The sequence below is a fragment of the Actinotalea sp. Marseille-Q4924 genome (genome assembly GCF_916618755.1).
GTDB lineage: Bacteria > Actinomycetota > Actinomycetes > Actinomycetales > Cellulomonadaceae > Actinotalea.
In genome coordinates, this window is sequence record NZ_CAKAKB010000001.1 from 144278 (window position 1) to 163303 (window position 19026).

19 protein-coding genes and 1 tRNA gene are annotated in these 19026 nt (G+C 74.4%); 15 read left to right on the forward strand and 5 right to left on the reverse strand.

All coding sequences use genetic code 11. The features are described 5' to 3' along the window. Positions 1 to 67: 67 nt before the first annotated feature. Positions 68 to 2476 carry a (Fe-S)-binding protein gene (locus LG379_RS00605; protein ID WP_225752664.1) on the forward strand — a complete coding sequence of 803 codons (2409 nt, stop codon included), beginning with the start codon at positions 68 to 70 and terminating at the stop codon, positions 2474 to 2476. Positions 2477 to 2498: 22 nt separating this feature from the next. Here the strand turns inward: LG379_RS00605 and LG379_RS00610 are convergent, their stop codons facing one another. Beyond that, positions 2499 to 3416 carry a hypothetical protein gene (locus LG379_RS00610; RefSeq protein WP_225752665.1) on the reverse strand — a complete coding sequence of 306 codons (918 nt, stop codon included), beginning with the start codon at positions 3414 to 3416 and terminating at the stop codon, positions 2499 to 2501. A 153-nt stretch (positions 3417 to 3569) separates the two neighbouring features. Between LG379_RS00610 and LG379_RS00615 the strand changes: the two genes are divergently transcribed. The 4 genes from LG379_RS00615 to LG379_RS00630 all read left to right on the forward strand — a co-directional run bounded on the left by LG379_RS00615 (position 3570) and on the right by LG379_RS00630 (position 7934). After that, positions 3570 to 4964, forward strand: a complete 1395-nt coding sequence (locus tag LG379_RS00615) for a sensor histidine kinase (protein WP_225752666.1) — start codon at positions 3570 to 3572, stop codon at positions 4962 to 4964. Next, positions 4961 to 5692 carry a response regulator transcription factor gene (locus tag LG379_RS00620; RefSeq protein ID WP_225752667.1) on the forward strand — a complete coding sequence of 244 codons (732 nt, stop codon included), beginning with the start codon at positions 4961 to 4963 and terminating at the stop codon, positions 5690 to 5692. The genes LG379_RS00615 and LG379_RS00620 overlap by 4 nt, the downstream gene beginning before the upstream one ends. A gap of 152 nt (positions 5693 to 5844) precedes the next feature. Continuing rightward, positions 5845 to 6756 (forward strand): ABC transporter ATP-binding protein, encoded by a 912-nt coding sequence (locus LG379_RS00625; protein ID WP_225752668.1) that lies wholly within the window; start codon positions 5845 to 5847, stop codon positions 6754 to 6756. Then, the gene (locus LG379_RS00630; protein ID WP_225752669.1) at positions 6753 to 7934 is read left to right on the forward strand and encodes an ABC transporter permease; all 1182 of its coding nucleotides are present in this window, start codon (positions 6753 to 6755) and stop codon (positions 7932 to 7934) included. Before LG379_RS00625 ends, LG379_RS00630 begins: the two co-directional genes overlap by 4 nt. A 67-nt stretch (positions 7935 to 8001) precedes the next feature. Here the strand turns inward: LG379_RS00630 and LG379_RS00635 are convergent, their stop codons facing one another. Both LG379_RS00635 and dcd read right to left on the reverse strand, forming a co-directional pair. Next, positions 8002 to 9060 (reverse strand): hypothetical protein, encoded by a 1059-nt coding sequence (locus LG379_RS00635; protein WP_225752670.1) that lies wholly within the window; start codon positions 9058 to 9060, stop codon positions 8002 to 8004. Between the two features lie 98 nt (positions 9061 to 9158). Continuing rightward, the gene (gene dcd / locus LG379_RS00640; protein ID WP_225752671.1) at positions 9159 to 9734 is read right to left on the reverse strand and encodes a dCTP deaminase; all 576 of its coding nucleotides are present in this window, start codon (positions 9732 to 9734) and stop codon (positions 9159 to 9161) included. 214 nt (positions 9735 to 9948) lie between these two features. On the opposite strand from dcd, the gene LG379_RS00645 reads away from it, so the two are divergent. The 8 genes from LG379_RS00645 to LG379_RS00680 all read left to right on the forward strand — a co-directional run bounded on the left by LG379_RS00645 (position 9949) and on the right by LG379_RS00680 (position 15252). Then, positions 9949 to 10019, forward strand: a tRNA-Gly gene (locus LG379_RS00645). 138 nt (positions 10020 to 10157) lie between these two features. Continuing rightward, a complete protein-coding gene (locus LG379_RS00650; RefSeq protein ID WP_225752672.1) occupies positions 10158 to 11165 on the forward strand; it encodes a patatin-like phospholipase family protein in 1008 nt (335 codons plus the stop codon). Between the two features lie 97 nt (positions 11166 to 11262). Further along, a complete protein-coding gene (locus LG379_RS00655) occupies positions 11263 to 11418 on the forward strand; it encodes a DUF6131 family protein (protein ID WP_225752673.1) in 156 nt (51 codons plus the stop codon). A gap of 61 nt (positions 11419 to 11479) precedes the next feature. Beyond that, entirely contained in the window at positions 11480 to 11746 is a 267-nt protein-coding gene (locus tag LG379_RS00660) for a hypothetical protein (RefSeq protein WP_225752674.1), read from the forward strand. 128 nt (positions 11747 to 11874) lie between these two features. Then, positions 11875 to 12867 carry a VOC family protein gene (locus LG379_RS00665; RefSeq protein ID WP_370634423.1) on the forward strand — a complete coding sequence of 331 codons (993 nt, stop codon included), beginning with the start codon at positions 11875 to 11877 and terminating at the stop codon, positions 12865 to 12867. A 163-nt stretch (positions 12868 to 13030) separates the two neighbouring features. Then, positions 13031 to 14083: a LacI family DNA-binding transcriptional regulator gene (locus tag LG379_RS00670; RefSeq protein ID WP_225752675.1), complete on the forward strand. Its 1053-nt coding sequence runs from the start codon at positions 13031 to 13033 to the stop codon at positions 14081 to 14083. A gap of 307 nt (positions 14084 to 14390) precedes the next feature. Beyond that, a complete protein-coding gene (locus LG379_RS00675) occupies positions 14391 to 14876 on the forward strand; it encodes a hypothetical protein (protein WP_225752676.1) in 486 nt (161 codons plus the stop codon). Between the two features lie 43 nt (positions 14877 to 14919). Beyond that, positions 14920 to 15252 carry a YnfA family protein gene (locus tag LG379_RS00680; RefSeq protein WP_225752677.1) on the forward strand — a complete coding sequence of 111 codons (333 nt, stop codon included), beginning with the start codon at positions 14920 to 14922 and terminating at the stop codon, positions 15250 to 15252. Between the two features lie 282 nt (positions 15253 to 15534). On the opposite strand, the gene LG379_RS00685 is transcribed toward LG379_RS00680, so the two are convergent. Further along, the gene (locus LG379_RS00685) at positions 15535 to 16662 is read right to left on the reverse strand and encodes a pirin family protein (RefSeq protein WP_225752678.1); all 1128 of its coding nucleotides are present in this window, start codon (positions 16660 to 16662) and stop codon (positions 15535 to 15537) included. 41 nt (positions 16663 to 16703) lie between these two features. Here LG379_RS00685 and LG379_RS00690 point away from each other — a divergent pair, with 41 nt between their 5' ends. Then, positions 16704 to 17003 (forward strand): GNAT family N-acetyltransferase, encoded by a 300-nt coding sequence (locus LG379_RS00690; RefSeq protein WP_225752679.1) that lies wholly within the window; start codon positions 16704 to 16706, stop codon positions 17001 to 17003. Between the two features lie 744 nt (positions 17004 to 17747). Here LG379_RS00690 and LG379_RS00695 read toward each other — a convergent pair. After that, positions 17748 to 18266 (reverse strand): DinB family protein, encoded by a 519-nt coding sequence (locus LG379_RS00695; protein ID WP_225752680.1) that lies wholly within the window; start codon positions 18264 to 18266, stop codon positions 17748 to 17750. 72 nt (positions 18267 to 18338) lie between these two features. Here LG379_RS00695 and LG379_RS00700 point away from each other — a divergent pair, with 72 nt between their 5' ends. After that, entirely contained in the window at positions 18339 to 18995 is a 657-nt protein-coding gene (locus tag LG379_RS00700) for a TetR/AcrR family transcriptional regulator (RefSeq protein WP_225752681.1), read from the forward strand. Positions 18996 to 19026 lie beyond the last annotated feature (31 nt).

The following is a 19026-nucleotide window of genomic DNA, read 5'->3' on the forward strand; positions in this document are numbered from 1 at the left end:
CGCCGCGGGCCGGCCGAGGTCAGGGGAGGCACCTGCCGCGTCCGGGCCCGGGTCTACGGTGTCCTGCGTGGACGGCCTGCAGATCATCGCCCTGATCGTCGCGGTCGCGGCGACCGTCGTCGGCGTCGTCGTGTTCTCGCTCGGGGTCCGGGCGATCGTCCGCACCGTGGGCCGTGGCGGGCCCGCGCCCGACCGCACCACCCACCCGGGACGGCGGACGTGGCTCGTGGTCAGGGAGGTGCTCGGGCACGGCCGGTTCCAGCACCGGCCGCTGGTCCGCGCGGCGCACTGGGTCGTCATGGTGAGCTTCCCCGTCCTCTTCCTCACGCTCGTCACGGGGTACGGGCAGATCGTCGAGCCCTCGTTCGCGCTCCCGCTCGTCGGGCACTGGCCGCCCTTCGAGTGGCTCGTCGAGGCGTTCGCGTGGCTGGGGCTGCTCGGGATCGTCGCGCTCGTCGTGGTGCGGCAGCGCGAGCACCCGCGCCGCGCGGAGGCGGCCGGGACGCGGGTCTCCGGCGCGCGCCGTGAGCAGGACCTCCCGCCCGCCGACGACGCCGCGGGGCCGGGTGGTCCTCAGGGTCGCCGCGCGTCGCGGTTCTTCGGGTCGAACTGGGGCCAGGCGTACTTCGTCGAGGCGATCATCGCCGCCGTCGTCGTGTGCGTGCTGCTGCTGCGGGGGCTGGAGTACGCGCTCGCGGTGGCGCCGCCCGTCTCCGACGGCTCCGGTCCGCTCACGGTGGTCGACCCGGCGGCCGCGGGCTGGCACTTCCCGCTGACCGCGTGGTTCGGTCAGTGGTTCGTCGGCCTCGGTCCGGTCGGCATCGAGCGCGCGGTCGTCGTGGTGGCACTGCTGAAGATCGTCACGTCGATGCTGTGGATGGTCGTCGTCGGGATGCGGCCCGCGATGGGTGTCTCGTGGCACCGGTTCCTCGCCGTGGTCAACGTCTGGGCGCGGCGGGAGACGGACGGGTCGCCCGCGCTCGGACCGCTGCCGCCGGTGCGTGCGGGCGGCCGACCCGTCGACTTCGCGGCTCTGGAGGACCTGCCGGACGACGCGACGCTCGGCGTGGGCCGCATCGAGGACTTCTCCTGGAAGGGGCTGCTGGACTTCTCCACGTGCACCGAGTGCGGGCGGTGCCAGGAGCAGTGCCCTGCGTGGAACACGGGCAAGCCGCTGTCGCCCAAGCTCGTCGTCCTCGCCCTGCGCGACCACGCGTACGCGACGGCCCCGTACCTCACGGTGGCGGCGAACGCGTCGACGGAGCCGTCCGGGCGCTCGGCGACCACGGGGCATACCGCGGTGCCCGGCCTACCGGCGCGGGGCCGTCCGGAGGGCACCGGACAGGTCGCGCACGCGGACCTCGACGTGCTGTCCCTCGTCGGCGACGTCGTCGACCCGCAGGCCCTGTGGGACTGCACGACGTGCGGCGCGTGCGTGCAGCAGTGCCCGGTCGACATCGAGCACGTCGACCACATCGTCGACATGCGCCGCAACCAGGTGCTCATGGAGTCCGCGTTCCCCGACGAGCTGGGGCCGATGTTCGCCAAGCTCGAGAAGCAGGCCAACCCGTGGGGCCTGCCCGCGCGGCAGCGCCTGGCGTGGGCCAAGGACCTGCCCTTCCCCGTGCCGGTCGTCGGCGTCGACGTCGAGGACGCGTCCGAGGTCGAGTACCTCTTCTGGGTGGGCTGTGCCGGCGCCTACGAGGACCGCGCCAAGCGCACCACGCGGGCCGTCGCGGAGCTGCTCGACACCGCCGGCGTCTCCTTCGCCGTCCTCGGGGACGGCGAGCAGTGCACCGGCGACCCGGCCCGGCGGGCGGGCAACGAGATGCTCTTCCAGATGCTCGCGCAGGCGAACGTCGAGGCGCTCACCGAGGCCAAGGCGCAGCAGATCGTCGTCACGTGCGCGCACTGCTTCAACACCATCGCGAACGAGTACCCGCAGCTCGGCGGCCGGTTCGAGGTCGTGCACCACACCGAGCTCCTCGAGCGGCTGCTGGCCGACGGGCGCCTCACCGTGGTCGAGGACGTCCGCGAGCCCGGGAGGCAGCGGGACGCTGCGGGGACGGGCGACGGGCCGCACCCGGCGCGGACCGTGACCTACCACGACCCCTGCTACCTCGGCCGGCACAACCAGGTGTACACGCCACCACGCGAGCTCGTCGCCGCCGTGCCCGGGCTCGCGCTCGCCGAGATGCCGCGGTCGCACGACCGCTCGTTCTGCTGCGGCGGCGGCGGGGCGCGGGTGTGGATGGAGGAGACGACCGGCACCCGGATCAGCACGGACCGGGCCGCCGAGGCCCTCGGCACCGGCGCGCGGACGATCGCGACCGGCTGCCCCTTCTGCACGATCATGCTGAGCGACGGCGTCGCCGCCAACGGCCGGGGCGCCGCGGCGGGCGAGGACGCGGTCGAGGTGGTCGACGTCGCGCAGCTGCTGCTCCCGGCGGTCCGCCGGGCGCAGGCGGAGCGCTAGGACGGGCGGGGACGTCCTGCGGTCAGTGTCGCGAGCGAGCCGTCAGCGCCTCGCGCAGCGCCGTCACGCTCTCCGAGCCCTCCGGGAACGGCACCTCGACGGTCGCCCTGCCACTGGTCACGGTGACGACCTCGACGCCGTCGTAGCGCTCGGACGGGTGCACGGCGACCCGCGCCACGTGCGGCAGCACCCACAGCGTGTGCGCCACGGACGACACCGGTCGCCGTCCCGCGCCGAACCAGTCGCGGCGGTGCACGAGGTGGACCTCCGACGGCGCCGCGCAGACGACCGCGCCCTGCAGCGTCACCGGGCGCACGGTGTCCAGGACGCCGTGCAGCGCGCCGCCGCGGCGCGGGACGACGCGCCGGCCGTGCGCAGCGACCGGGACGATGTCCCGCTCGTGCTCGGCGATGTCGCGCTGCTCGGTCACCAGGGCGATCTCCTCGTCACCGAGGTCCCGCAGCCCGAGCTGCAGGGGGTGGCGCGGCACCTCGACGTCGTGGCTCCCGAGCCGGCGACGGACGTTCGTGCGCAGGACGTGCACGAGGCGCTCGACGAGCTCGTGCGACACGCTGTTGTAGCGGAACCCGAGCCGGTCCGCGGCCTCGTGGCCGGTGTCGAGGACGTGGAACCGCCCGTCCAGCAGGTCCACGCTGCTGTGCGCGACCGCGACGTCCTCGTAGGCCACGCGGCGCTGCCGGTACGTCGACCCCTCGCGGGTCCGCACCTCGAGGCCGCCCTGGTCCGCCACGACGAGGTGGTCGTACAGGTCCATGTCGGGGTTCGCGTCACGGCGCGAGATGGGACGTGGCACCTTGAGCACCAGGTCGGCGCGCTGCAGGTCGACAGGCCGGTCGCGGAAGAGGCGCGGCACCTCCTCGGGCGTGTGGACCTCGTCGATCCACGGCCCGAAGGCGTCGAACTCCGCCGTGCGCCGCATGCTCCGATGATGCGCCTAGACGGCCATGATCGACAGCGCTACGGGCGCAGGGTGCCCCAGGACTCCCTCCGTCGCGGGACGGAGCCGGGGCCGGACCCGGGACCCGTCGCGGGACGGAGCCGCGGCGTCGGTGCGACCGGCTAGCGTGGCCGCGTGCGTGCGGGGCGGCAGGAGACCCAGGGCCGGACCGAGGCCGCCGTCGTGACGCCCGTCGACCCGGACGCCGCCGACTGGAGCCGGGGGGCCCCGGACGCCGAGGGGCTCCGCAACGACGGCCTGCTGGCGGTGGCGCTCTTCGTCTCCTCGATGCTGTCGTTCGCGCTGTGGCAGGTCGCCGGCCTGTACGAGGACCCGGCGCCGGCCTGGCTCTCCGTCCTCTGCCTCGCGGGCGTGACGCTCCCGCTGGCGGTGCGTCGCCGTCGGCCCGGGCTCGTCCTCCTCGTCGTCGCCGCGGCGTTCATCCTGCTGCAGAGCACGAGGGTCCCCGAGACCCTCGTCGCCAACATCGCGCTCTTCCTCGCGCTGTACACGGTGGGTGCCTGGGCTGCGGACCGCCGTCGTGCGAACCAGGTCCGGGCCCTGGTCATCGTCGCGATGTTCGTCTGGCTCGTCGTCGCGCTGTTCCTGTCCACCACGGACCCCGACGCGCTGCCCGACCTGTCCCGCGTCGGCGTGCTGTCCCCGCTCGTCGCGTTCCTCCTCATCCAGCTGCTCACCAACGTCGCGTACTTCGCCGCCGCGTACTGGTTCGGGCAGAACGCGTGGAACGCGGCCCGGGAGCGGGCGCGGGTGGAGGCGCGGACGCGCGAGCTGGAGGCGGAGCGCAGGACGGTCGCCACGCAGGCCGTCGCCCTCGAGCGGCTGCGGCTCGCCCGCGAGCTCCACGACGCCGTCGCGCACCACGTCTCCCTCATGGGCGTCCAGGCGTCCGCCGCCCGGACCCTCCTCCCGGCCGACGCGTCCCGCGCGTCGCAGGCGCTGGAGCACGTCGAGGAGGCGGCGCGGCAGGCGGTCGGCGAGCTGCAGGGGATCCTCGGCACCCTGCGCGACGCCGGCGCCGCGGAGGGCCACGACGCCGTCGGGTCGCTCGACGTCGAGCGGCTGCCCCAGCTCGTCGAGGAGGCCGTGGCGGCCGGCCTGCCGACGACGTTCCAGGTCGTCGGCGACGCGCGGCCGCTGCCCCCGCTGGTGTCGCTCAACCTGTACCGGATCGCGCAGGAGGCCCTGACGAACACCCGCAAGCACGCGGGGCCGACGGCGCAGGCCGACGTCCGTCTGCGGTACCTCCCGGACGGCGTCGAGATCGAGGTCGCGGACGACGGCGTGGGCGCCCGCTCCGGTGCGGCCACCGGCTCCGGCCTGGGCCTGGTCGGGATGCGGGAGCGCGTCACCGCCGACGGCGGCACGCTGCACGCCGGTCCGCGTCCCCGCGGGGGCTTCCTCGTCCGCGCCCACGTGCCGCTCGCGCCGGCCCTGGGCGCGCATTCGCCCGCGCCGGACGGGACCGTGACCCGGACGGCGGACGCCGCGGTGGAGCAGCACGCATGACGGCGGGCACGACGGGCGCCGTCGTCGGCCGTGACGGGGCGGTGAGCCGCCCGGTGACGGTGCTGCTCGTCGACGACCAGGCGCTCCTGCGGGCCGGCATCCGCACGATCCTCGATGCGCAGCCCGACCTGGAGGTCGTCGGCGAGGCGCGGGACGGCCGCGAGGCGATCGCGCAGGCGGCCCGCCTGGACCCGGACGTCATCTGCATGGACGTGCAGATGCCGGGCATGGACGGTCTCGAGGCGACGCGGCTGCTCACCTCCGACCCGCAGATCCGCTCGGCCGTGCTCATGCTCACGACCTTCAACCGCGACGACTACCTGCTGGAGGCGCTGCGCGCGGGTGCGAGCGGGTTCCTGCTGAAGAACAGCCGGCCGGAGCAGCTCGTGGAGGCGGTGCGGTCGGTGGGTGCCGGCGACGGGCTGCTCGCGCCCGAGGTCACGCGCGCCGTCATCGCCCGTGCCCTCGACGGTGCGGACCGGCCGCCCCCTCCTGCCGACGGAGCGCTGCCGGCGGCCGTCGCCGCGCTGACCGACCGCGAGGTCGAGGTGCTGCGCCTCGTCGCGAGGGGGCTGGCGAACGACGAGATCGCCGCCGAGCTGGTCCTGGGTCGCGCGACGGTCAAGACGCACGTGTCGAACGTCCTCATGAAGCTCCACCTGCGCGACCGCGTGCAGGCGGTCGTCTTCGCCTACGAGCACGGTGTGGTGCGCACGCAGGAGCAGTGAGGCCGACGGGACGCCCCTGCGTCCGTCCCGGGGCTGAGCCACGGTTCCGACCTCCGCCGGATCCGCTCCCCGCGGCGCGTCCCTAGGTTGGGAGACGTCAGGGGGAGGCGTCCGCGGCGCACGCCGTCGTCGGACCGACAGGAAGGACGGCCATGCTCCAGGTGCACCACGTCAACCGGTCGTTCGGCGACCGGCTGGTGCTCGACGACGTCACCTTCGACGTGGGTCGTGGCCGGCTCACCGGCTTCGTCGGTGGCAACGGCGCGGGCAAGACGACGACGATGCGCATCATCCTCGGCGTCCTCGCGGCGGACTCCGGCCGGGTGACCCTCGACGGCGCCGACCTCGACGCCGCCGAGCGCCGCTTCTTCGGCTACATGCCGGAGGAGCGCGGCCTCTACCCGAAGATGCGGGTGCTGGACCAGATCACCTACCTCGCCCGGCTGCACGGCGTCGACCGGGGGGCGGCCACGCGCCGGGCCACGGAGCTCCTCGAGCGCCTCGGCCTCGGCGAGCGGATGACGGACCAGCTCGACGACCTGTCGCTCGGCAACCAGCAGCGCGCGCAGATCGCCGCCGCGCTCGTGCACGAGCCGGAGGTCCTCGTCCTGGACGAGCCGTTCTCCGGGCTGGACCCGATGGCCGTCGACGTCGTCGTCGGGGTGCTGGCCGAGCACGCCGCCCAGGGCGCGCCGGTGCTCTTCAGCTCCCACCAGCTGGACCTGGTCGAGCGGCTGTGCGACGACCTCGTCGTCATCGCGCAGGGCCGGATCCGCGCCGCGGGCGGCCGCGAGGAGCTGCGCGCGGCCCACGGCCACGCGCGCTGGGAGATCGACTCGACGGGTGACGTCGGCTGGCTGCGCGCGATGCCCGGTGTGCGCGTGCAGCACTTCGACGGCGGCTGGGCCGTCTTCGAGGCCGACGACGACGCCGCGGCCCAGCAGGTGCTGCGGCGCGCCCTCGAGCAGGCGCCCGTGGCGTCGTTCGGGCCGGTGCGCTCCACGCTGGCGGAGATCTTCCGCGAGGTCGTCAAGGACGAGGAACCGACGGAGGCGACGCGATGAGCACCCAGGTCGACACGCGGGGGACCCGCCCGGGCGGCGCCGTCGTGGGCCGCGGGACCAGCCGGGGCGCGCCGGCCGGCCGCGGGGCTCGGCCCACGGCGCCCGCGACGGCGCGGGCCGCCCTGCTGGTGGCCGAGCGCGAGATCACGACGGTCGTGCGGACGAAGTCGTTCCTCGTCTCGACCGCCATCCTGCTGGTCGGCGTCCTGGCGTCGATCATCATCGGCTCGGTCCTCGCCGGCCGGGACGGCGACACCCGGGTCGCCGTCGTCGGCGCCACGGCGGACGCGTTCGAGGAGCAGGAGGGCTTCGAGGCGGTCGACGTCGCGGACGAGGCGGAGGCGCGTCGGCTGGTCGAGGACGGCGACGTCCGGGCCGCCGTGCTGCCGGCCGAGGACAGCCCGGTCGGCGTGCGCGTGCTCGCGCTCGACTCAGCGCCTCTCGAGGTGGTCAGCGCCCTGTCGGTCGCGCCGGACGTCGAGCTGCTCGAGGAGCCCGACATGGACGAGGGCGTGCGCTACCTCGTCAGCTTCGGGTTCGGGCTGGTGTTCCTCCTGTCCGCGGCCGGCTTCGGGTCGATGATCGCGCAGAACACCGTGACCGAGAAGCAGAGCCGGATCGTGGAGATCCTCCTCGCCACGGTCTCCGCCCGGTCGCTGCTCGCGGGGAAGATCCTCGGGAACAGCGTGCTGGCGTTCGGGCAGACGGCGGCCATCGCCGCGGTCGCCGTCATCGCGCTCGTCGTCACGGGGCAGGACGACCTCCTCGCCCTCATCGGGGCGCCCGTCGTCTGGTTCGTTCTGTTCTTCCTCGTGGGGTTTGTCCTGCTCGCGGCGATGTTCGCCGCGGCCGCGTCGCTCGTGTCGCGCATGGAGGACATCGGCTCCGTCATGACGCCGGTCATCTACCTGACGATGACCCCGTACTTCCTCGTGGTCTTCTTCAACGACAACCCGGTCGTCCTCCGCGTCATGTCCTACGTGCCGTTCAGCGCACCGGTGGGGATGCCGGTCCGGCTGTTCCTCGGCGAGGCGGCCTGGTGGGAGCCCCTCGTGGCCCTGGCGCTGCTCGCGGCGGCGGCGGTCGCGGTCGTCGCGCTCGGGGCGAAGGTCTACGAGCGGTCGCTGCTGCGGACCGGGGGGCGCGTGAAGCTCCGCGAGGCGCTCAGGGGCTCCTGAGCGCGCCGGCGGTCGGCGGCCCGCCGAGCCCGTCCAGGGCCGGCGGGCCGCGCCCGGCACCCCGCCGTCAGAGGTCGGCCGGGTCGACCACGAAGTCCATCTCGTCCGTGATCTCCCCGCCGACGGCGGCATGCACGGCCCGGGTCAGCGCGACGACGAGCGGCAGCGCACGGCCGCGGGCCACCCGGTGCTGGATCGACGGACGCTCCGCGTGCAGCTCCTCGATCTCCGGCGGCTCCCACCGCACCCGGTAGGCGACGGCGCCCCGCGCCGCCCAGGGGACCGCGGCGATGGCCGGGGGCAGCTGCGTCTCGCCGGCGACCTCCAGGGCGAGCATCCCGTCGAGCTCGAGGTCGGCGAGGCACCCGTAGGAGGTCATGGGCGGGGGTGCGGTGAGCGTGGCCATGTCCCGCTCGTCGGCCGCGGCGTGCAGGGCCCGGCGCTGCGCGTCGTCCAGCGCGTCGGCGCCGCGCACCGGACGCTCCCCGGTGCCCGGCGGTGGACCGCCCCACCGTGTCGTCGGCAGGTTGACGTAGGCCCGCGGAGCGGCGCGGCGCATGACGGTCACCGCCGCGTCCGGCTCGAGCCAGATGTCCGTCCACACCGTGAGGTCGACGGCAGCGGCCGGGTCCGGGACCAGGATCGTGGCGGTGGCCGTCCGCACCGCACCACCGAGGCGGCGGGCGGCGGCGAGGAGCCACCCGAGCGTCCGCTCCTCGTCCCGGATCGGCAGACCGTCGGGGAACGCCCGTCGCAGCCCGTCACGGTCACCACCCTCCTGCAGCGGCGGGGTGCCCCGCTCGACCGGTGCGTGCAGGCGGTAGGCGAGCCCTGCCGACGTCGGGACGCCGAGCGCGGACGCGGTCGGTGGGTCGAGCGTGAACGGCCCCACCAGCGTGCTGTGCCGGGACAGCCGCAGGACGCCCGGCGGGGGCTGGGACGTGCGAAGACCGCGGGCCCCGACGGGGCGCGGCGGCGTGAGGGTGGGTGGCGTCTCCTGGTGCGCGTGCGGGAAACGGCTCGCGGCCAGCACCTCGACCTCGTCATGGCCGACGTCGCCGGGCAGGACGAGCAGGTGGTGGCTGAGGACCTCGGGGTCGTCCGCGGTCAGCGACGGGAGTGCCATGCCAGCGAGGGTAGGACGCCTGTGCTGCCGACGTCAGTCGCGCCCGGGTCCGCGGCGCCGGGGACGGGGCCGCGAGGCCCGCCCGACGGACCGTGCCCTTAGACCTGGGTGCGGTGGAAGTTCTGGAAGGACCGCGATGCCGTCGGGCCGCGCTGGCCCTGGTAGCGGGATCCGTAGACGGTCGACCCGTAGGGGTTCTCGGCCGGGGAGGAGAGGCGGAAGAAGCAGAGCTGGCCGATCTTCATGCCCGGCCAGAGCTGGATCGGCAGGGTCGCGACGTTGGAGAGCTCGAGCGTCACGTGACCGGTGAAGCCGGGGTCGATGAACCCGGCGGTGGAGTGCGTGAGCAGGCCCAGGCGGCCCAGGGAGGACTTGCCCTCCAGGCGCGCGGCGACGTCGTCCGGGAGCGCCACCGACTCGTAGGTGGAGCCCAGGACGAACTCGCCCGGGTGCAGCACGAACGGCTCGTCGGGCTCGGTCTCCACGAGGCGGGTGAGGTCCGGCTGGTCCTGCGAGGGGTCGATGACCGGGTACTTGTGGTTGTCGAAGAGCCGGAAGAAGCGGTCGAGGCGCACGTCGATGCTGGACGGCTGGATCATGCCCGGCTCGTACGGGTCCAGGCTGATGCGACCGGAGTCGAGCTCGGCGCGGATGTCGCGGTCGGAGAGCAGCACGGGGTCACGGTAGCGGAGGCGGGGTGCCCCACACCGCGCGGACCACAAGGACCTTCGGCGGCTTGTCCACACGTTCCTGAGTGGTACCTGTGCAGTGTTCACACAGGTGTGGAGGGCGGCTGTGGATAACTCCGGCACCGTGCCGCGGCTGGGGCACGGGCGAGGCCACCGCGGCGGGTATAGTCGTCGCCGTCGCACCCCTCTCGGGTGCTGCGCGGGTGTAGTTCAGTGGCAGAACTTCAGCTTCCCAAGCTGATAGCGCGGGTTCGATTCCCGTCACCCGCTCCCTCCCTCCCTCCATCACTAGGCCACGCCCTCGTCACGGCGCGGCGGCCGACGAGTCCTCGGCGTGGCTCCTCCGGCGGGCCGACGCGCGCACCGGACGCCCCCGGACCGATGAGCCCGCCTGCCACGATGGGCGACATGGACAGTCCCCTGCGTGTCGCCCTCGCGCTCGGCAGCGGGGGCGCCCGCGGCTACGCCCACATCGGCGCGATCGAGGTGATTCGCGAGCGTGGGTACGAGGTCGTGGACATCGCCGGGGCGTCCATGGGCGCGCTCGTGGGCGGGGTCCACGCGGCCGGCGCCCTCGAGCCGTACACCGAGTGGGCGCGCAGCCTCACGCAGCGGGAGGTGCTGCGGCTGCTCGACCCGTCCCTGGGTGCGCCGGGGATGATCCGTGCGGAGAAGATCCTCGCGAAGGTGAGCGAGCTGCTGGACGGTGCGTCGATCGAGGACCTGCCGATCTCCTTCACCGCGGTCGCCACCGACCTCCTCGCGCGCAAGGAGGTCTGGTTCCAGCGCGGACCCGTCGACGCGGCGATCCGGGCGTCTATCGCCCTGCCGACGGTCATCACCCCCGTGATGATCAACGGACGGCTGCTCGCCGACGGCGCCCTCATGAACCCGATCCCGCTGTCGGCGACGGCGGCCTCGCAGGCGGACGTCACGATCGCAGTGTCGGTGTCCGGCGAGCTGCCCGTCCACAACGGCAAGGTCCCGACTCAGGAGTCGGCCGCCGAGCAGCCCGTGGCGGAGTGGAGCGACCGGCTCCGCCGCACCGCGTCGCGCCTCGTCGACACCGACCTGCGCCGCGCCGTCGTCCGCTTCCTCGGCACGGCCCGGGCCCGCGCGGTCAGCGCACGAGCTGGCAGCGCTGCCGACGCGGCGGCCGAGCTGGCCGACCGCATGTTCGAGCAGCTGCCGCCGGGGCTGCGGACCCTCGACGTGGTCGAGCTGTCCCTCGACGCCATGCAGAGCGTCGTGGCGAGCTACCGGCTCGCCGGCTACCCGCCGGACGTCCTCGTGACCATCCCGAAGAACAGCTGCAGCACCCTGGAGTTCCACCGGGCGGCCGAGATGATCGAGCTCGGACGCGCGGCGACCGGCGACGCGCTGGACCGCGCGGTCGCCCAGGGCGTGCTCCCCTGACGGGTGAACCCTGCGGTTCGCCGTGCGCACGGACCGTGATCACGGGACCATCGGGGCAGGAGTCGGTCCACCGGCTCCCCGGACAGGGAGGTCCTCCGTGGTCATCCTCGGCATCATCCTTCTGGTGCTCGGCTACGTGCTCGACATCGCGATCCTCGTGACGATCGGATGGATCGTGCTCGTCATCGGGCTCATCTTCTGGATCCTCGGAGCCATGGGTCGCTCCGTCGGCGGCCGAAGGCACTGGTTCTGAGCACGCCCCTCACGGCAGAACGGCCCACAGCACCGGTCGGGGTGCCGGATAGCGTCGGAGGATGCGCACAGGCATCCTCCGACGCCACCCCTGGGCGGTCCTGTGGTGCGCTGCAGTAGTGACGGCGGTCGCCTCCGTCGGGCGTGACCTGTCCGACGGAGGCGGCGCCGGGATCGCGGGCGGCGGGGAGCTGGCGTGGCTCGTCCTGACCGTCGTCTCCGGCCTGGTCTGCGTGGCCGCGATCCTGCAGCTGGCCCGGGACGAGCGCGCGCCGCACGTCCCTCGTCGACGCCGTGCCCGGCCGCCCGAGTCCGACGTCCTGCGCTGACGGGCGCGCATCCTTCCGCCCTCACACCCCTCCAGGCATTGACCCGCCCCCTCCAGGCATTGACCGATGTGCCCCCTCGTGCCTACAGTTTGGTTGTCGCTTCAACCAAACCCGAGGAGCCTGCCGTGCTGGAGACCACCGCCGACCGCCCGTCCGAGGACGCCCGTCCCGCCGGGGACGTCGCGGCGGACCCCCGACCCGTCGAGGACCGGCTGACCCAGGCCGCCGACGTCGACGCGGTGACGCTCCACGTCGGGGACCTGGGCGCGATGACGGACTACTACCGCGACGCGCTCGGTCTCGTGACGCTCGCGGAGGGCCGTGCGGCCCGCCGGGAGGGCCACGCGGAGGAGCAGGGTGGCGAGACGTCCGGCCGGGGTGAGGTCGTGCTCGGCCGCCGCGGGCGGCCCGTCCTCGTCCTGCGCCACACACCCGGGCTGCCGCAGCCGTCGCGCCGCCAGGCGGGCCTGTTCCACACCGCGGTGCTGTTCGACGACCAGCGGGACCTCGCCGCGACGGTCCTCACCGCCGCGAGGCACCCGCGCTCGACCTACGTCGGCAGCGCCGACCACCTCGTGTCCGAGGCGTTCTACTTCACGGACCCCGAGGGCAACGGCATCGAGCTCTACCGCGACCGCCCGCGCGAGACGTGGACCCGCGGCCCCGGCAGCCGGGTCCTCATGGACTCGCTGTGGCTCGACCCGCAGGAGTACCTCCGCGCGCACGTCGACGAGGCCGCCGTCACGGGGCTCACGGACGCCGCCGCGAAGGTCGGTCACGTCCACCTCCAGGTGGGCGACCTCGCCACCGCCCGCGACTTCTACGTCGAGACCCTCGGGTTCGACGTGGCCGCCGAGATGCCCGGCGCGCTCTTCGTCGCCGTCGGCGGCTACCACCACCACCTCGCGATGAACACGTGGAACTCGGCGGGCGCTGGACCGCGCGCGTCGACCCTCGGTCTGGGCGACGTCACCATCACCGTCCCGACGCGGGCAGACCTCGACGCCGCCGTCACCCGGCTGCGCCGCCGCGGGGTCCAGGTGGCCGACGACGGCGCCGTCGTGCGCACCACCGACCCGTGGCGGAACAGCGTGACGCTGCAGGAGCGCGCCGCGGCCTGACGCGCGGGCACCGACGGCCGGCCGCGCCGACGAGCCGGGCGGGCCGCCGTCGGCAGGAGGCCGCGGGAGCGCTCCCGGCGCCGCTAGCATCGGCCCACGGCGCCTCGCGCGCCGGTGGGCCGGTGGTGCACCGGCGCGCTCCTGACGACCGGCAAGGGGAGACGTGACGACGAGGTCCCGGTCCGGTCGAGCGAACCTCGAGAGCGTGGCGGCTGCCGCGGGAGTGTCCCGCGCCACCGTGTCGCGCGTCGTCAACGGCTGGTCGTCGGTCGCCCCGGACCTGCGGGAGCGCGTCGAGAGGGCGATCGCCGAGCTCGGGTACGTCCCCAACCAGGCCGCGCGCTCGCTCGTCACCCAGCGCGCCGACGCGGTGGCGCTGGTCGCCGCCGAGCCCGACCCGCGGGTGTTCGGGGACCCCTTCTTCAGCGGGATCGTCCGTGGCGTGAGCACCGAGCTCATGAGCGCGGGCGTCCAGGTCGTGCTGCTCATGGCCCAGACGGTCGAGGACCTGGGACGCATCGAGCGCTACCTGCGGACCGCCCCGCTGGACGGCGTCCTCCTCGTCTCGGAGCACAGCTCCTACGACCCCATCCCGGCGGCGATGGTCGAGGCCGGTGTGCCTCTGGTCATCGGTGGCCGGCCGATGCAGCCGGACCTCGCCGTGCCGTCCGTCGACAACGACAACGTGGGCGGCGCGCGGGTCGCGACGGAGCACCTCCTGGCGCGCGGCTGCCGGCGCATCGGCACGGTCGCCGGCCCGGCGGACATGGCAGCGGGTGTCGATCGTCTCGTCGGCGTGCGCTCGGCCCTCGGGGGCGACCTCCCCGCGGAGCGGGTCGAGCACGGCGACTTCACGCAGGCCGGCGGCGAGGCGGCCACGCAGCGGCTCCTCGCTCGGGTGCCGGACCTGGACGGCCTGTTCGTCGCGTCGGACCTCATGGCCCTGGGTGCGCTGCGAGCGCTGCGCCTCGCCGGGCGACGAGTGCCCGACGACGTCGCCGTCGTCGGCTTCGACGACATCCCCCTCGCCGCCGCCACCGAGCCACCGCTGACGACGGCGCGCCAGCAGACCGTCCTCCAGGGCAGGACGATGGCGCGGATGCTGCTGAGCCGGGCCCGGCCGGACCTGGAGCTGCGGGACGCGCCCGAGGTGCCGGACGTCACCGAGGACCGGGTGGTCCTCCCCGTCGAGCTCGTGGTGCGCGAGTCGGCCTGACCGTTCTGCGCGGGCGTGCGGACGGTCGGGACCGTCCCGACCAGGGTCTTGCGTGTCCGCCCGAAGGCCGTTTACAGTTCAACCAGACGCCCCGCTGCCGCCCCCCCTGAGCAGCGGGGCGTCTTCATGCCCAGGGTGGGCGCCTGCGCCCCGACGGCACCGTGCCGCCTCGCGAGAGCGACCGCCGCGCCGCGACAGCCACGCGAGCGACCACCACGCGAGCGCCCGGCGCGTGCGACCGTAGGGCTCTCCGCTCCTGGTGCCGTCCGGTCCACCCAGGCCGGACCCTTCAGCGAGGAGGACCGCCGTGCACGTCTCCCTGACCGTCCGCGAGGCGGTGGCGCTCGCCACCGCCACCGAGCCGCTGCCGCCCTTCGTCCGATCCCTCGACGCCGTCGGGTCGGACGTCCACGTCACCGTCGACCTCGGCCGGATGCCCGAGCTGCCGGGCGCGCTGCGGCTGGCCGCGTCGCTCCTCGGAGCGGTCGACGTGGTGGCCCGCTTCACCGGCTACGACGACGGCGTCGCCACCTTCGCCGTGACGTCACGGGCGCGCGCCCTGCCGCTCCACACGCTGCTCAACGTCCTCACCGACACGGTCACCGCGCAGCTGCGCCGGCGCGGCGTCGGCGAGCTCGTCGAGGTCCGGCGCGGCGACCCGCCGTCGGTCGCGCTGCGTCTCCAGGACGCGGTGCGCCAACGGGCCGACGGCATCGAGGTCCGCGCGTTCTCGGTGCGGGACGGGTCGGTCAGCCTGGACGTCGGTGTCGGGGAGGTCCGGCTGCGCCCCTGAGCGGTCCACCGCCCTCCGGTCCGGCGCTGTGATGATGGCGCGCATGATGCTCGCGCGCTCCGTCGCCCTCTTCGTCCTGGCCGCGCTGGCGGAGATCGGGGGCGCGTGGCTCGTGTGGCAGGGCGTCCGCGAGGAGCGCGGTCTGCTGTGGGTGGGCGCCGGCGTGCTCGCCCTCGGCACCTACGGCCTGCTGGTCACGTTCCAGCCCGAGGCGAGCTTCGGCCGCGTCCTGGCGGCGTACGGGGGCGTCTTCGTGGCGGGCTCGCTCGCCTGGGGCGTCGTCGTCGACGGGTTCCGGCCGGACCGGTGGGATCTCGCCGGCGCCGCCGTCTGCCTCCTCGGCGTCGCGGTCATCATGTACGCGCCGCGCCCGTGACCGGCGCCCGCAGCGGCCCGACGACGCCCTGCGTGGCATGCAACCTTGCAGGTCAGGCAGGGTAAACGTTATACGCCTGGGGGTATGGGGCCGAATTCACCCGAAAGGGCGCACGCGCGCCCGGCGCCCGGTGTTACCGTTAACACGGACCCGCTGCTCCCCCCCTGCGCAGCGGGTCCACCTTTGTGTCCGGGCACCACCCGAGCCGACACCCCCGGGCCCCGGCGGCGCCGATCCCCCGGGGGTCGCGACCGCCACGGACCCGTCCCGCCGCGGTGGCCCTCAGCCTCGCGGCTTGAGCCGCTGGTGCGGCATCGGTGGCGCGGGCAGCGGCGCGTGCGGGTGGCCCTGGACGACGCCGAAGCGCGCGCGCGGTCCGGCAGCGCGGGTCGACACGCCGTCGGGCACGCCCTCCGCCGACGCCAGGTCGGCCCGGCGGGTCTCACCCGCGGCCGGGTCCCCGCCCGCGTCCACCGCGGCGTCGTCGGCGCCGATCTGGGCCTGCCACTGGGCGCGCGCCCGCGCGACCTCGTCGTGGTCGCGCCCGATGAAGTTCCACCACATGACGACCTGCTCCCCGAGCGGCAGGCCGCCGAGGACGAGCACCCGCAGGTCGCCGTCGTCGGAGGCATGCACGGTCACGGAACGTGCGCCGGGTGCGACGTAGAGCAGCTCCCCCGACGACGCCCCCACGGCGGGCGCGCCGTGCGTGTCCGCGCGGTCCGTGCGGACCGCAGCGGCGCCCGTGTCGACGAGGACGCCGTGCTCGAAGGCCGGGTCGACGTCGACGGTCTGCGTCGCGCCGGCGCGCAGCACGAGCTCGGCACCGAGGAGCGGGGAGAAGGTCCGGACCGGCGAGGAGGCGCCCCCGAGCGAGCCGAGGAAGACGCGCAGCTCCCCATCGGGGAGCGCGACGGGGTCGGGCACGTGGTGCTCGAACGCCGGGTCCGTGTCGCGTGACTCCTCCGGCAGGACCGTCCACAGCTGCACGCCGTGCAGGACGGTCGTCGCGGCGGTCGAGTCCTCGGAGTGGCTGATGCCGTGGCCGGCGGTCATGAGGTTGAGCTGCCCCGGCCGGACGAACGCGTGGGTGCCGAGGCTGTCCCGGTGCTCCACCTCGCCGGAGAACAGCCAGCTCACCGTCTGCAGCCCGGTGTGCGGGTGCGGCGGGACGCGCATGCCGCCGGTGACGGACACGTCGTCCGGGCCGTAGTGGTCGATGAAGCACCACGCCCCGATGAACGAGCGCCGGCGCTGGGGCAGCGTCCGGCACACGGTCATCGCACGGGGGCCCCCGAGCGGCACGTCGCGCGCCTCGAGCACCTCGATGCTCCCGGGCTCGACCGCCGTGCCGGCCGCCGGCCGGTCGTCGCAGAGCACCTCGACGGGTCGGGCCTCGAGGTTCGTCATACGAGGGGCAACACCGGGACCCGCGCGCCTATTCTCGGGCGATGAGCGACGTGACCGTGACCCACGACGAGACCGCCTCCCGCTACGAGCTGCGTGACGGGGAGGAGGTCGTCGGCTTCGCCTCCTACCGCTGGGAGGGCGGCAGGGTGGTCATGGACCACACGGTCGTCGACCGTGACCAGCGCGACCAGGGGCACGGGTCGACGCTGGCCCGCGGCGCCCTCGAGGACGTCCGCCGGCGCGGGCTGCGCATCGTGCCGGAGTGCCCGTTCATCCGGTCCTTCGTCGAGGACAACCCCGAGTTCGCCGACCTCGTGGACGAGACGCCCGACGACGTCTGAGCGGCCGGGCGCCTGAGCGCCCGAGCTGTCGAGCGCCCGTCCCGCACCGCGTGTCGGGACGTCGGCGCGCGCTGGGCGTTGCCTACCCTGGTCCCGAGCAGCAGCGAAGGCCCCTCGGAATAGGCGTCCGAGGGGCCTCGCTGGGACTGCTGCTCCCGGCCCGTTAGTCGCCTGACGAGCCGCCCGCCGCGGCGGGGCGATCCGGCCGAGGTCGGCCACAGGTCCGTCTCCAGGACGTCCGGTTCCCCGGACGCCCCGGTCCGACGCCCCGGTCTCCCGAGGTCCCCGGAACGGATCTGCGACCTCTGCGGCCGGCAGCGGTCCACCGTCCGGATCGCGTCACACCCTCCGCGTCGCCGTCCGCGGTGCTGGTCTGTCTTGCGAGGTCCCAGCTCCCGCCCGGTCGCCCGGGTGGGAAGGTCTGCCGTTCTCCGATCGGTACCGGCAGGTCGATCGACCCCGTCGCCGACGGTCCAGGTCGCCCTGGTCCATCGTTCCCCGGGTCGCCCCGGAGGCTCGATCGGAGCGGGTCTCCCCGTCCGATCCGGCGTCGTCGTCCTGCCGATGGCTCAGTTCTAGACCTGTCCGGGACACCCGGCAAGAGGTCGTACGGGGCACTTTTCATCCACCGTCCGTCCACAGGTCTGTCCACAGAAATCTGTGCTTGGACCAGCGCGTCGTGCACAGGTCTGTGGACACAGGATGTGCACGGACGGTCGTCGTCGTCGGCCGTTCGGGTGACGCCTACGCGCCGACGTCGTGCAGGTGGTGGACGACGTCGTGCAGGAAGTAGCGGCCCAGGGTCAGGACGGTGAACGCGGAGCCGTTGCTGCGCATCCCGCGACGGTCCCAGGCGCCGTCGGGCACGGCCTCGTAGCGGGCGGCGATCGCCTCGGCCGCCGACTGCAGACCCTGCCCGACCACGGCGGGCTGCTGCTCCTCGTAGCGCTCGCGCAGCGCGGTCTCGTCCTGGTCCCAGTCGGGGAAGGTCGGGACGTCCTCGGACAGCATGAGCCGGGCCCGCCGGTCCATGACCCGGCACACGTCACGCACGTGGCACGCGTACTCGAGCGGCGACCACACCTGCGGGGCGGGCCGGTCCCGCACGTCCTCCCGGTGCAGGACGCCGTCCCACGCCGCCGCGCACTCCCGGGTGATCCGCGGGATCTGCGGTCCCGTCACCGCCGACGCCACGAAGGCGCACTCGGGGCAGGGCCGTTCCAGCACCCAGGTCCAGTCCTTCGTGTCCGGATCGATCGTCATGTCGAGACGATAGGCCCCGGTCCCGGCCCCCACCGCGCCGGCCGGCAGGCAGGCAGGTGGGAGAATGGTCCGGTGCCGAAGATCATCGGCGGTTCGCTCAGCGAGCACCGCGAGCAGACCCGCAACAAGCTGTTCGCGGCGCTCGCGACGCTGATGTCCGAGCGCGGCTTCGACTCGGTGACCCTCGCGGAGGTCGCGGCGGCGGCAGGCGTGGGACGGACGGCCGTGTACAACCACGTGCCGGACAAGGAGTCGCTCCTCCTGGAGTTCATCACGCACGAGACCGACCAGTGGGTCGCGGCGCTGGAGCGCGCTCTCGACGGCCTGGACGACCCCGTCCTGCAGCTGCGCACGTACATCCGTCAGCAGGCCGAGCTCAAGCGCGTCTTCCACCTCGCTCCGGGGGGCTCCGAGCTGCGCACGCTCCTGTCCCCGGACATGCAGAGGCGCCTGCGGGAGCACGCCGTCCCGGTCGAGGCGATCCTGCGCGGCATCCTCACCGCCGGCATGGAGTCCGGCGTGTTCGCGCAGCAGCCGCTCGAGACCACCGTGCCCCTGGTGCACGCGTGCCTGTCGAGCCGGTCGGTCCCCGAGGAGGACGGGCCGGGCCGGTCCGCCGCCATCGGCGCCACCGAGACCTTCGTGCTGCGCGCCGTCGGTGCCGACGTGACCACGACGACGGCGACGCTGCCGGTGGCCGCGCCCGTGCCGGAGGGCGCGACCGGCTGACGCGGCGCCCGCCCGCGGGCACCGCCCTCGC

Excerpts from the sequence above, each read along its gene's own strand:
- LG379_RS00610 (WP_225752665.1), bottom strand. The coding sequence starts at position 3,416 with ATGCGGCGCACGGCGGAGTTCGACGCCTTCGGGCCGTGGATCGACGAG.
- LG379_RS00620 (WP_225752667.1), top strand. The coding sequence starts at position 4,961 with ATGACGGCGGGCACGACGGGCGCCGTCGTCGGCCGTGACGGGGCGGTG.
- LG379_RS00625 (WP_225752668.1), top strand. The coding sequence starts at position 5,845 with ATGCTCCAGGTGCACCACGTCAACCGGTCGTTCGGCGACCGGCTGGTG.
- LG379_RS00630 (WP_225752669.1), top strand. The coding sequence starts at position 6,753 with ATGAGCACCCAGGTCGACACGCGGGGGACCCGCCCGGGCGGCGCCGTC.
- LG379_RS00635 (WP_225752670.1), bottom strand. The coding sequence starts at position 9,060 with ATGGCACTCCCGTCGCTGACCGCGGACGACCCCGAGGTCCTCAGCCAC.
- LG379_RS00650 (WP_225752672.1), top strand. The coding sequence starts at position 10,158 with ATGGACAGTCCCCTGCGTGTCGCCCTCGCGCTCGGCAGCGGGGGCGCC.
- LG379_RS00660 (WP_225752674.1), top strand. The coding sequence starts at position 11,480 with ATGCGCACAGGCATCCTCCGACGCCACCCCTGGGCGGTCCTGTGGTGC.
- LG379_RS00680 (WP_225752677.1), top strand. The coding sequence starts at position 14,920 with ATGATGCTCGCGCGCTCCGTCGCCCTCTTCGTCCTGGCCGCGCTGGCG.
- LG379_RS00685 (WP_225752678.1), bottom strand. The coding sequence starts at position 16,662 with ATGACGAACCTCGAGGCCCGACCCGTCGAGGTGCTCTGCGACGACCGG.
- LG379_RS00690 (WP_225752679.1), top strand. The coding sequence starts at position 16,704 with ATGAGCGACGTGACCGTGACCCACGACGAGACCGCCTCCCGCTACGAG.
- LG379_RS00695 (WP_225752680.1), bottom strand. The coding sequence starts at position 18,266 with ATGACGATCGATCCGGACACGAAGGACTGGACCTGGGTGCTGGAACGG.